9 protein-coding genes are annotated in these 13,245 nt (G+C 32.0%); 1 reads left to right on the forward strand and 8 read right to left on the reverse strand.

What is annotated here, in order from left to right; all coding sequences use genetic code 11:
• Positions 1 to 26: 26 nt before the first annotated feature.
• The gene (gene yihA, locus ACO5GE_RS02210) at positions 27 to 638 is read right to left on the reverse strand and encodes a ribosome biogenesis GTP-binding protein YihA/YsxC (RefSeq protein WP_484829296.1); all 612 of its coding nucleotides are present in this window, start codon (positions 636 to 638) and stop codon (positions 27 to 29) included.
• 69 nt (positions 639 to 707) lie between these two features.
• Positions 708 to 3,029 (reverse strand): endopeptidase La, encoded by a 2,322-nt coding sequence (gene lon, locus ACO5GE_RS02215; RefSeq protein WP_484829297.1) that lies wholly within the window; start codon positions 3,027 to 3,029, stop codon positions 708 to 710.
• 899 nt (positions 3,030 to 3,928) lie between these two features.
• Here lon and ACO5GE_RS02220 point away from each other — a divergent pair.
• Complete coding sequence (locus tag ACO5GE_RS02220; RefSeq protein ID WP_484829298.1) at positions 3,929 to 4,225, forward strand: hypothetical protein; 297 nt, start codon at positions 3,929 to 3,931, stop codon at positions 4,223 to 4,225.
• 132 nt (positions 4,226 to 4,357) lie between these two features.
• Here ACO5GE_RS02220 and ACO5GE_RS02225 read toward each other — a convergent pair whose 3' ends face one another.
• The 6 genes from ACO5GE_RS02225 to cysS all read right to left on the reverse strand — a co-directional run bounded on the left by ACO5GE_RS02225 (position 4,358) and on the right by cysS (position 13,176).
• Entirely contained in the window at positions 4,358 to 5,992 is a 1,635-nt protein-coding gene (locus ACO5GE_RS02225; RefSeq protein ID WP_484829299.1) for a putative polysaccharide biosynthesis protein, read from the reverse strand.
• Positions 5,993 to 6,197: 205 nt separating this feature from the next.
• The gene (locus ACO5GE_RS02230) at positions 6,198 to 7,295 is read right to left on the reverse strand and encodes a peptidylprolyl isomerase (protein WP_484829300.1); all 1,098 of its coding nucleotides are present in this window, start codon (positions 7,293 to 7,295) and stop codon (positions 6,198 to 6,200) included.
• 80 nt (positions 7,296 to 7,375) lie between these two features.
• Positions 7,376 to 10,750 (reverse strand): transcription-repair coupling factor, encoded by a 3,375-nt coding sequence (gene mfd / locus ACO5GE_RS02235; protein ID WP_484829301.1) that lies wholly within the window; start codon positions 10,748 to 10,750, stop codon positions 7,376 to 7,378.
• Positions 10,751 to 10,761: 11 nt separating this feature from the next.
• Entirely contained in the window at positions 10,762 to 11,322 is a 561-nt protein-coding gene (gene pth / locus ACO5GE_RS02240; protein ID WP_484829302.1) for an aminoacyl-tRNA hydrolase, read from the reverse strand.
• A 58-nt stretch (positions 11,323 to 11,380) separates the two neighbouring features.
• Positions 11,381 to 11,794 carry a Mini-ribonuclease 3 gene (locus ACO5GE_RS02245; protein ID WP_484829303.1) on the reverse strand — a complete coding sequence of 138 codons (414 nt, stop codon included), beginning with the start codon at positions 11,792 to 11,794 and terminating at the stop codon, positions 11,381 to 11,383.
• On the reverse strand, positions 11,776 to 13,176 hold the full coding sequence (gene cysS, locus ACO5GE_RS02250; protein WP_484829304.1) for a cysteine--tRNA ligase: 1,401 nt from the start codon (positions 13,174 to 13,176) through the stop codon (positions 11,776 to 11,778). The genes ACO5GE_RS02245 and cysS overlap by 19 nt, the downstream gene beginning before the upstream one ends.
• Positions 13,177 to 13,245: the final 69 nt, after the last annotated feature.

Here is a 13,245-nt window from a genome sequence, read left to right on the forward strand (position 1 = left end):
ATACAACAATCCCCATATACAAACATTTATTCTTCGTCTATTTGCACACCATTCTCTGCAAATATTTCTATCATCTTATTCCAAATTTCTTCCTTACCTGTTTTTTTCAATGAAGAAATCATAAAAACTTCTTCTCCATTCAAAAGCTTTAGTTTCTTTCGGATAATTGAAATGTTTTTCTGTAATTGACTTCGATTTATTTTATCAGATTTTGTAGCAATAACAGTAATTGGTATATTCCAATGATGAGCAAATTGATACATTTGAACATCACTATCTTTTGGTTCATGTCGAATATCTACAAGAAGGAACAAGTGAATCAAATTAGGAGATTCAATAAAATACCTCTCCATCATTTTTCCCCAACCTTCTTGCTCTTCTTTAGATAGTTTAGCATATCCATATCCTGGTAAATCAACAAAATAAAATTGTTCATTTACAGTATAAAAATTTATTGTTCTAGTTTTACCCGGACTTTGGCTTACCCTGGCAATACTTTTTCTATTTAACAATGTATTAATTGCAGAAGACTTACCTACATTAGATCTTCCAACAAAAGCAACCTGTAAAAAGTCATCATCCGGATAATGTTTGGGACTGGTTGCGCTTAAATTCATCTCAACACTTTTTATTTTCATAGTCTACTCCCTCATATCATTCCGGAAACAACTGAAAAAATGCAGTTGTCTCCAATAACTAAAGATATTCTATGTTAACAAAGCAATATCCAACACTTCTTTCATTTCCTTTACAAAATGGAAACATATATTCTCTCTTACATCAGCCGGAATTTCTTCAACATCTTTCTGGTTATCAAACGGAAGAATAATTTCCCTCACATTAGCACGATAAGCAGCAAGGACTTTTTCCTTTATTCCACCTACTGCCAAGACTTTCCCTCTTAAAGTAATTTCTCCTGTCATAGAGATTCTTGGCTTTACAGGAATCTTTGCCACAGCAGAAAGCATAGCTGTAGTCATAGATATACCTGCAGAAGGTCCATCTTTAGGAATTGCACCTTCCGGAATGTGAATGTGCAAATCAACTACCTTATAAAAATCAGACTCAACTCCATACTTTTCTGCAATCATTCTGAGATAAGAATACCCTGCTTTTGCTGATTCTTTCATTACGTCACCCAATTTTCCGGTTAATTCCAATTTACCGGTCCCCTTTAAGCAAACAACTTCAATATTTAATGTTTCTCCACCTACTTGAGTCCAAGCCATACCATTAACACTTCCAATTTGAGCTTGCTCATCAGCAACATCATGTCTGAATTTTATTTTACCTAGATAAGATTCTATATTTTTTAAAGATATAGTTACACTTCTTTTCTTACTATTTTTTAACTTGTCAATAGCACATTTCCTACACAATTTTCCAAGTTCTCGTTCTAAGCCTCTCACTCCGGATTCACGAGTATATCCTCCAATAAGACATCTCAATGATTCTTCATTCATTTTTAGATATTTTGGACTCAAACCATTTTCTTTACAAACCTTTGGAATTAAAAAATCTGTACTAATACGAATTTTTTCTTCCTCTGTATATCCGCTTACTTCAATTAATTCCATTCTATCAAGCAGTGGGCGAGGAATTCCTGCAACAGAATTTGCAGTTGTAATAAACAATACTTTTGATAAATCAAAAGGAAGTTCCAAATAATGGTCAGTGAATTCCTTATTTTGCTCAGGATCCAGTACTTCCAGCATAGCAGAAGCGGGATCTCCTCTAAAATCTGATGCCATCTTATCAATTTCATCAAATAAAAATACAGGATTATTTACTTTCACATCTTTAATAGAAGATATCACTCTTCCTGGAATAGCACCTATATAAGTTCTTCGATGTCCTCTAATCTCAGCTTCATCTCGAACTCCACCCAAAGAAACACGAACAAACTCTCTACTTAATGCGTGAGCCACAGAGCGCGCAATAGATGTTTTACCAACTCCAGGAGGTCCCACAAGACATATTATAGGAGCTTTCAAATTTGTTGATAACTGTCTTACAGCTAGAAATTCTAATATTCGCTCTTTAACCTTAAATAATCCATAATGTTCTTTATTCAATATTTGTTCTGCTTGCTCAATATTCATACTATCCTCTGTATGATTATTCCAAGGCAAATCGAATATCATCTCCAAATAGTTTCGTAATACACTACTTTCAGCAGATATAGACGGTAATTTAGCATATCTTTTTATTTCTTTTTGTATTTTTTCTCTAACAAAATCACTCACTTCTAACTTTTCTAATTTACCGGCATATTCTTCAGCTTCATCAGAAACACTTTCTTCACCCAATTCTTTTTGAATTGCTTTCACTTGCTCTCTTAAATAATACTCTTTTTGGAAATGATTAATTTGACTTTTTACTTCTTCTTCAATTTTTACCTCAAGCCCCAGTATTTCCAATTCATTTAGCAAAACCACATGAAGCATCTTCAGTCTTTCAAAAGGAAGGTGTTCTTCTAACAGCTCTTGTTTTAACAACGGTTTCAGATACAGAGAAGAAATAATCAAATCAGAGAATATGGAAATATCATCAAGCTCTTCCAATCCCAGCAAAACCTCAGGAGAAACACGATTCTCCAATTGAACATACCTTTCGAAAAGTTCAAACACAAGTCTTCTAAGTGCCTCTTCTTCCTGAGTAATATCATGTAAATCTTCCGGAAGTCTCTCTACATTAGCTATGAAACATGAATCTTCTTCCTCAAAGTTCAAAATTTTAGCTCTATGCTGTCCCTCCACCAAAACTTTTACGGTGTTTCCCGGTAAACGAAGCATTTGTTTCACTTTGCTTATCGTTCCTATTTTAAATACATCATCTTCTGTAGGCAAATCGATATCTGCTCTTTTCTGAGAAACTAAGAAAACAATCTGATTGTCCTCCATTGCTTTCTCTATCGCAGCAATCGATTTTTCTCTTCCTATGTCGAAATGTGAAATTGTGCTTGGGAAAACACTCATTCCTCTAAGCATAATTACCGGTAATTTCATTTTGTTACTTTTTCTTCCCATCCTATAATACTCCTATCTATTCCTATAAAATGTCTCAATATCTTAATCAGAAAAAATATATCATGTCTATCATATATAGTATCCTATATAATTCAAAACGATACTTATTCAAAGTTATCATTTTTTTAAATATTGTTCAATACTTTTTTGTATTTTCAATTATCCCACTTCTTAAAAGATGAAAACAAATCTTTTCTTTTCATTCTTCTTTACAATCACTTCTCCAAATATGAATATAAATAAAATCTGGTTTTTATGTTTATCCTTAAATATCTCTACTTTTAAATAGTTTATATGTATCGAAACATTTTATTACTCATAATTTAAATTCATTAAGTTTATCTCAAGAATATTTGCAAACAAAAATACATCCGTTTTTTCTATCATTCGATATTTCTTTTTAAAATTTTTCAGAGATAAAACTATCATATTTGTATAAAACTTATCTTCTTGTTTGCTTCAAAATCTCAACTTTTCCATCATTATGACACAAATGAAAAGTATAGGAATATTCCGTTTTTTCGTCTAAAATTTGATTTTTAGATTCAAAAATTTTGATTTTAAGGCATTTATGTCAGTAATATCCATTATTTTTAAATTATTATCGTACATAAAATTATAAATAACTAATAATATACGGATTTTTATTTTTACAGGATTACTATTTTTTCTTATAATCCTTTATCTAGACTCTATATCTATGTATTTTTCAATCATACAAAAGTTACAAAATAATTCAAAAAATCTTTTTTATTTTAAAAAAAATAAAGGATTTATTGAATATTTGTAGAATGAATAGTAGTATATAAAGAATATAGAGTTATATAGCGTCAAAAATTAGAAATGATCTGTTCAGCACTTGTCGTACTGAAATAAATCTAAAAAAGGAGGTGGATGTAATGAGGTTTATTATTTTGTTTTCTTTTTCGTGTTCAATTTTATTTGTTTTTGTAAAATTGATTTATTTAATCGTGACTACTATGGAAGTTCCAGAATTTACCAACATTAAACAAAAAAGAACGGAATCTTATGAGTATATAGCACATCAGAGAAAGAAACGTCATACTCCACTACCAAACAGTACATCGTCTACTTTTACTACAAAAAAAGCAAGACAAGCGACAACAAAGTCTCGTTCTTATAAAAAATATGCTGCTCAAGCATCAAACTCCAATAAAATCAAAAATAGATATTAATCGTCCTATGAACTTTGAAATAAGTGTTCCTTAATTATTTAGGAATACTTTTTTTATATAAATAAAAAAAGTAAAGTCTAAAACTTTGTTCCTAGTTTTAGACTTTACTCTTTTAAATTTAAATAATTTCTGTTACATAAGTTTTAATTTTTTTAATAAACTAATCATCCTTTGCCCTTTTGATATATTTTTAAAATCATCTTCCTCTACAATTTTGCATTTTATCAAAGCAACAATATAAAATGTTCCAGCAAATATAATTCCAATCAATGTTGCAAACTTATTTGCAGCAGAATCAGACATGATAGTAGTAAGTGCAATAGATGCTACTTTATAACTTATCCTTGCAACACACCCCATAACAACAGTTACCGCTACAGGGCAAACAAATATTTTTTTATAATCAAATTCTACCATTAACAACTTCTTAACAGCAATAAAATCTAAAAAAGCAGAAATGACATATGCAACTACAGTACCAATTGCCGCACCTTTTACTCCAAATTGTTCATTTGTAGTCAATAAATAAGTAATGATTACTTTGAATACAACACCTATCATAAGATTTAGTACAGGAACATGTGCTTTTCCAACTCCTTGTAAAATAGCCGTCAAAACTTGAATCAAACTCAAGAAGACTACTCCTAATGCAGCAATAAACAAAATTTGTCCTGCCAGCTGACTTGGCTCTCTAGGAAACAACAAACTCATAATAGGCTCTGACAAAGACATTAAGCCAATTCCTGTCGGCAATCCAATCAATAAAGCCATTCGAATAGATAGTAATACATTTCTTTTTGCTGATACAATATTATTTCTGGAATACTCATACGATATAATAGGAACAATACTCATAGCAATCGCTGATATCATAATAGAAGGTAAATTTACCATAGTAGTAGCCATACCACTTAATTGTCCCAACATGGAATTAGCCTCTAATTCACCAACTCCACTTCTCATCAACAAACCAATTACCATGCTTGCATCGATAAAATCCATAATCGGTTTTACTAATGCTCCAATAATTACCGGTATTGCAATAATCAAAAGCTCTTTAATAACAGGGAAAGCATTTTCCTTTTCATAGTGATCACAAATTTGACACTCTTCGTTCAAAGTTTTCTTTTCTCTTAAATAAAACCACATCATAGCTAATAGACCAAAGAACGCTCCTCCGGTTGCACCAAATGAAGCTCCAGCAGCACCGAACTCTACTCCCTTATTTACCATGATAAGAGCTAATGTCAATCCAAGTATCACTCTTCCCAATTGCTCCAAAAGCTGAGAAATTGCAGATGGAAGCATTGTATTTCTTCCTTGAAAAAATCCTCTGTACGCTGACATTATTGGTACGAAAAGTAAAGCTAGAGATAATGCTTTTAAGGAATATACCGCCTTTGGATTTTCCAGCATATTTCTTGCCAAAAAATTAGAAGATAAAAACAATCCCAACGAAGTAATAATACCTATTCCAACCATCAAAGGCAAAATAACAGAAAAAATTTCATTTGCTCCTTTTACATTTCCTTTAGCTCTTCTTTCAGCTACCATCTTTGAGATTGCAATTGGAAATCCTGAAGTTGCAATTGCTAGCAACATGACATAAATAGGATAAGCAGAACTGTAATATCCCATTCCCGTAGACGCAATGATAGAAACTAACGGAATCTTAAAAATGGCTCCCAATACTTTTACTATAATACCTGCTATTCCCAATATAGCTGCACCTTTTACAAAACTTCCCTGAATCGTTTGATTTTCCAAACAAATACCTCCTAAAAACATCATTTATAAAATATAAATATTCTAATTCAATTTTTTGTTTCCATGATAAAAACTTATTAAAAATTTTACTATAATGTAAATTCTAATCAACGCTTGTTATTATAATAAATTTGGACTGATTTATCAACAAAAAAAGGTACTTTAGTCTGTATTTCTCTAAAGTACCTTCTTCATTTTTCATAATTTATTTTTTTGTATTGTTATCAGTCTGTTCTGTAGCTTCTGTTCCTGAACTTTCTTCAGTTTTCTTTGCTTTCTCTTCTTGTTTCTTAACGAACTCTTCTCTTGCTTTCTTGATAACATCTTCATTTTTCTTGATTTTTGCTTCTTTTTTCAATCCATCAATCACAGACTCATACTTTTGATATTGTAAATTTGACGAAATTGCTTGTTTTACATCCTCAAATTTTTGAACATTTTCTTTTTTATCAAATACTTTGATGATATGGAAACCAAACTCTGTTTCGACAATACCACTAGAAACATCACCCGGTTTCATAGAGAATGCTGCATCAGAGAACTCTTTTACCATAGTACTTTTATCAAAATATCCTAAATCTCCTCCATTTTTTGCAGAACCAGGATCATCAGAATATTTCATCGCTAAATCAGCAAAATTTTGTCCGTTTTTCACCATTTCCAATACTTTTTCTGCTAATTCTTTTTTCTTTGCTACTTCTTCCTTAGGGAGGTCTTCATTCTTATCAAAATCTTTTTTTGCAAATAGAATATGAGAAGCTTTTACCTGTGAAGATGTGAATTCATCAATATGTTCATCATAATATTTTCTAACTTCATCTTCTTTTACCTCATTTTCTGTCATCAAAGTATTATAATATTTTTTTACTGTCAAATCTTTTTTAACTTGTTCTTTCAGAAATTCATCGTCTATACCATTACCTTCTAAGATAGTCTTAAATTGTCCTTGAGAATCGATTGACTTTTTCAATTCATCAAATTCGGCATTTACTTCCTCTTCCGGAACAGTAAGCTCTTTTTTAGCAGCATCTTGTAAGATAATTTCATCATCTATCATTTTCTCTAAAATTTCTTCTTGAAACTTTTGTGAAAATGTCACACCGGACTCGATTTCTGTATTCCATATATCCGGTCCAAATTGCATTTCATAAGATGGGGAATATAATCCTAAAGTCTTCTCATAAAGATCTTTACTAATCTTTTGCCCATTCACACTTGCTACGGTATTTCCTCCAACACTACATCCGGAAAATAGTAATGTAGCAGAAACTACACTTGCTATTACTTTGTTCCATTTCTTCAATTTCACTCACTCCTACTTTTTTCATTTTATGATGCCATAATTGGCTACAAACTTTATTGCAAAACTTATATACTTATTCATTATACCACGATTTCTAAAAAATCTATAATGTTTTTCACTAATTTACTACTGTCTTTTTGCGAAAATGCTTTTTTTGTAATTAATTTGTTATCCTTTCCTATAAAATACACCATAAAATTCTTTTGATATATTTTAGTAATCTTCCCTTTTTTTCCTAATGCTCTTAAATAAGATACATCTAACAAAGTCATAACAGGAATAGGAATTTCCCCAAATCTATCACAAAGCTCATCCATCAAGTCTTCGTAATCCTCTTTTTTAGCAATCATCGCAATTTTTTTATAGATATCAATCTTCTCTATTTCATCTTCAACATAATAGTTTGGAATATATCCATTCAATTTCAACTGAATTTCGGTTTCGATTTCTTCGATTGGAACTTCTCCTTTGTATTTCTTAATTGCTTCGTCAAGCATTCTTACATACAAATCATATCCAATATTTGCAATATGACCGGACTGACTTTCACCAAGAAGGTTTCCTGCTCCTCTAATCTCCAAGTCTTTCATCGCTACTTTAAAACCCGATCCAAATTCTGTAAATTCTCGAATTGTCTTCAATCTTTTTTCTGCAATTTCAGTCAATACTTTTTCTTTTTCATACATAAAGTAAGCATATCCTTGCTTGCTTGATCTTCCAACACGTCCTCGCAACTGATACAGTTGTGATAACCCCATCTTATCTGCATCATATACAATCATTGTGTTGGCATTGGAAATATCCATTCCTGTTTCTATAATTGTTGTACACAACAGAATGTCATACTCTCTATTCAAAAAATCTACCATAATTTGCTCTAATTTTCTAGGTGACATCTGACCATGAGCTACTGCAATATCAGCATCAGGTACGAGTTCTTTCAATAAGGCATGGATTTTTTCAATTGTTTCCACACGATTATAAACAAAAAATACCTGTCCCCCTCTTGCAAGTTCTCTATCTATTGCGTCGGCTATAATATTGCTTTTAGCTTCTGTTACATACGTGACAATCGGATGTCTGTCTTGAGGTGGTTCATTCAAGATACTCATTTCTCTGATTCCTGATAAGGAAAGATGAAGTGTTCTCGGAATAGGTGTTGCAGACAATGTCAAACAGTCTATATTCATTCTCATTTTTTTTATGGCTTCTTTTTGCTTTACTCCAAATCTCTGTTCTTCATCCACAACAATTAATCCTAAATTTTTATACTTTATCTTATCAGAAAGGATTTTATGTGTTCCAATGACAACATCTACGCTACCTTTTGCCAAAGATTCAAAAGTCTCATTTACTTCTTTGGTTGTCTTAAATCTACTAACTAAATCTACCCGTAATGGATAGTTAGAGAATCTTTCTTTAATTGTTACATAGTGTTGTTGTGCCAAAATTGTCGTAGGAACCAAAAAAACTACTTGCTTTCCATCCATACACGCCTTAAAAATAGCTCGAATTGCTACTTCAGTTTTCCCATAACCTACATCTCCACACAGAAGTCTATCCATTACTCGACTACTCTGCATATCATTCTTAACTTCTTCTATCGCCTTCAGCTGGTCGTCCGTTTCTTCATAAGGGAATGCATCTTCAAACTCCCTCTGCCATACAGTATCTTCTTGAAAACAGTATCCTTTTTCATTCTCACGAACCGCATATAATTCTACCAAATCCTGAGCAATCGCCTCAACTGCTTTTTTTGTTCTTGCTTTTGACTTTTTCCAATCAGAAGAACCTAATTTACTTAATTTATATGCTTGCTCAGCAGAATTTCCAATAAAACTTTGCACTTTATCCATTTGCTCTAATGGAACATATAAAGAGTCTCCACCATAATATGCAATCTTAATGTAATCTTTTTTGATTCCATCAAATTCTCTTTGTTCAATCTCTATAAATTGTCCAACACCATAAGTTTCATGAACAACATAGTCACCCTTTTTTAATTGTATGAAATTTTCAATTTTCTTACCATCATATTTTTTCCCATTTTTTATTCTCTTTTTTTTCTTTCGATTTTGAAAAATATCATTTCCGGTGTAAAAAGCAACTTTTGCATCTGTAAATAGAAATCCTTGTTCAAAAAAACACGAATGCATCACTACCGTACCTTTTTTTAAATCCATTGTTTTATCTTGTAATAAAATAGGATGAATCTCCGAATCAAGTAATTTATGGTAAATGTTTAAAAAACTGTTTTCATTATGATCTAGAATGAAAATAATATATTCTTCTTTCATTAAATATAACAGTTCGTCTACAAATTCATTTAAACGACCTTGAAATTTAATACTGTTACGTGTATCTGAATGTATTAAAACCTTAGGTTTGAAGTAAGATAATTTTTTAGGAAAATAAGAATGTAACAAAAGAGATCTATCATTTAATTTTTTTTCTACAACCGCAGTTCCCCACAACAAATTTCCACAAGACTTCAGAGTTTCTCTATTCTCCAAACTGATTTTAAACAATTCGATAAACTCATCTTGAATATTCTCAATACGCTCCAACACTCGATTGCTGTCAGAAACGATAACAAAAACGTCTTCATCACAATACTCTAACAGACTAACTGACTCTTTCCCGTACAACAGGTCAATATATTTATCCATTCCCTCAAAATAAGTAGAATCCTTCAACATCCGAACTTCATCTAACAAAGATTCAGACAGCTCATCTTCATGCGCTATCTTAAATTTTACATTATCAGGATATAATAAAGATGCTGCTGGATAAATTACTGCTCTTTTCTCGTTCTCTAAGGACTTCTGAGTAAAAACATCAAAGGTTCGAATGGAATCAATCTCATCATCAAAAAATTCTATCCGGTAAGGATCCTTCATAGAAGGTGTATAGATGTCTACAATACCCCCTCTAACAGAAAACTGCCCTACTCCTTCCACTTTGTATTCTCTAGTATATCCTAAAGAAATCAACTTATGGCAAAGATCTTCCCTATCACAAATTTGACCTAAAGAAACAGAATATATACTTTCCTTAAATCTTTTTGGTGGCATATATTTTCGATTTAATTCTTCTCCTGACACTAGAAGGATATCATATTCTCCATTTAATAAAGATGCCATTGTTCGAATATTTTCAGAATCTTTTTCGTGATTTTTTGCATCAATATGATAAAATCGAATTGACTCAGTGTCTATTGTTACAACATTCAAATCCAGCTTTTCAAATGCTTCTTTGCAATCATTTACTTCCTTTTTGCTTGATACTACAAACACCACTTTTTTTCTTAACTTTTCAACTAAGTATGCCGTATGCAAAATTCGTTGTTCTGTTAAAAACCCATCCACAGAAATCGGAAATTGGCCATTAGAAATTGCTGTGTCAATTTTTAAAAAAGGTGCAAGAAACTCTAAATTCTTTACCAATTGTTTCATTCCACATCACCCTATCCATTGTACCGCGTCATAGTTAATTCAATCCCGTCTTTCATTAAACATTCTATCGCATCTGCACATCGTTCAATTGATTCTGCAACAGAAGGAATCTCTTCTTTCAAAAAATTTCCCAAAACATAATCTGCAAGATTTCCTCTCCTATTTTCACCGGAGATTCCTACTCTAAATCTAGGAAAATCGTCATATCCCAATAAATAAATGATATTTCTCATTCCATTGTGTGTCCCGGAACTTCCTTTCTTACGAATACGAAGTTTTCCAACTTCCAAATCAATATCATCATAAATCACAATCAATTTATCATGGTCTACCTTATAGAAAGACATAAGCTCTCTTACAGATTCTCCACTAAGATTCATAAATGTTTGTGGTTTAACCAAAACCACTTTTTCTGTTCCAATTCTACCTTCTCCGACAGATGCTTTGAATTTAAGCTTATTAGGAATAATCCCCGTTCTTCTTGATAATTCATCTATTGTCAAAAAACCGATATTATGTCTTGTTCTCTCATATTTTTTCCCCGGATTACCAAGTCCTACAATAATATACATATAACCTCCAATTCACGCCAAAAGGAGTCTATTGTCAATAGACTCCTTATTTCGTTCTCTATACTCCCACAATCTTTATTGCCTCTTCCACCAGCAAACGAATTCTATCTTGTTGATTCACAAAATGCAAATATCCCAATAACGTCTCAAACCCCGTAGCATAACGATATTCCATAGGGGATGCATTCTTAGGAATCATAGAATGTTGATTTCTTCCTTTTTTTACCCAAGCCCATTCCTCTTCTGTTAAAAAATCCATTTCATGTAATTTTTGGACAACATTTGCTTGACTGCTTGCTTTTGCAAAAGAAACAGCCTTTCGATGCACAGCATGTATTTTCATATTGGGAAATTTACGAATAACATAATCTCTGATTGCAAACTCATAAACACAATCTCCCATAAAAGCAAGTACAATCGGATTAATAGAATGTAATGGAAACAATTCTTTTTCTAATCTATTTTCTTCCATGTAGTACCCTGCCTTGTATCTAAAACTTCTATTCCCATATCATGCAACTGCCCTCTGATTCGATCTGCTTCGGCAAAGTTCTTCTCTTTCTTAGCTAGATTTCTAAGTTCAATCAATTCATTGATTTTATCTTCGTCCAATCCATCAGCTTTTTTCTTTTGAATAATATTCAATACATTTGTCAACTCACAGAAAATATTTAAGCATTCCTGTAAATACTCCTTAGAACTTTTTTCACTTACAGTAGTGTTGATAAATTTAGACAATTCAAAAATAGCTGAAATGCCGTCTGCAGTGTTCAAATCATCATCCATCGCTTCAATAAACAAATCTCGATAAGAAGGCAATTTGGACATCGATTCTTTTTCATCTTCGTTTATCATACCCTGTGCCTGTTCCAACAAAAACTCAACTTTATGCTTTGTATTGTATAATCTTTCCATTCCAGCTTTTGCTGCATCCAGCAAGTCTTGGCTGAAGTTTACCGGATTGCGATATTGTGCACTTAATAAAAAGAAACGAACTATTTCCAAATCTATTTCTTCAGAAATTTCTCTTACTGTGAAAAAATTATTCAACGACTTGCTCATTTTTTGATTATTGATATTAATATATCCGTTATGGAGCCAATAATGAGCAAATTCTTTCCCTGATCGCCCTTCACTTTGAGCAATCTCATTCTCATGATGAGGGAATGTCAAATCCTGACCACCTGAATGAATATCAATTGTATCTCCTAAATACTTTCGACTCATAACGGAACACTCAATATGCCATCCGGGTCTTCCTTCACCCCAAGGAGAAATCCAACCTATTTCTCCTTCTTTTTTCTTCTTCCAAAGTGCAAAATCAGAAGGACTTTTTTTTCTATCGTCAACATCAATTCTAACTCCGGCATTCAACTCTTCCATATTTTGTCGTGACAGCTTTCCATACCCATCAAAACTTTTGGTATCATAATAAACATCACCATCAATCTCATAAGCATGCCCTTTTTCAATCAATTCTTTTATAAACTCAATAATATCCTCAATACATTCCGTTACTCTTGGATGAACGGTTGCTCTTCTAATTCCCAAACCATCTGCATCAATAAAATACTCTTTGATATATTTGTCCGCTACCTCCAAAGGTGAGATTCCTTCCTCATTCGCACGATTGATGATTTTATCATCTACATCCGTAAAATTTTGAACAAAAGTAACTTCATATCCTCTGTACTCCAAATAAGTTCTCAATGTATCAAAAATAATAAACGGTCTTGCATTACCAATATGAAAATAATTGTATACTGTCGGTCCACAAGAATACATTTTTACCTTATTCTTTTCAATAGGTACAAACTCGTCTTTTCTTCGAGTTAATGTATTGTAAAAACGCATAAAACAAACGCCCCCCTACTTTTTTCTCTATTATAGACTACTTATGTTATTTTTACAACAAATGTCATT

This window comes from Filifactor sp., assembly GCF_057248345.1.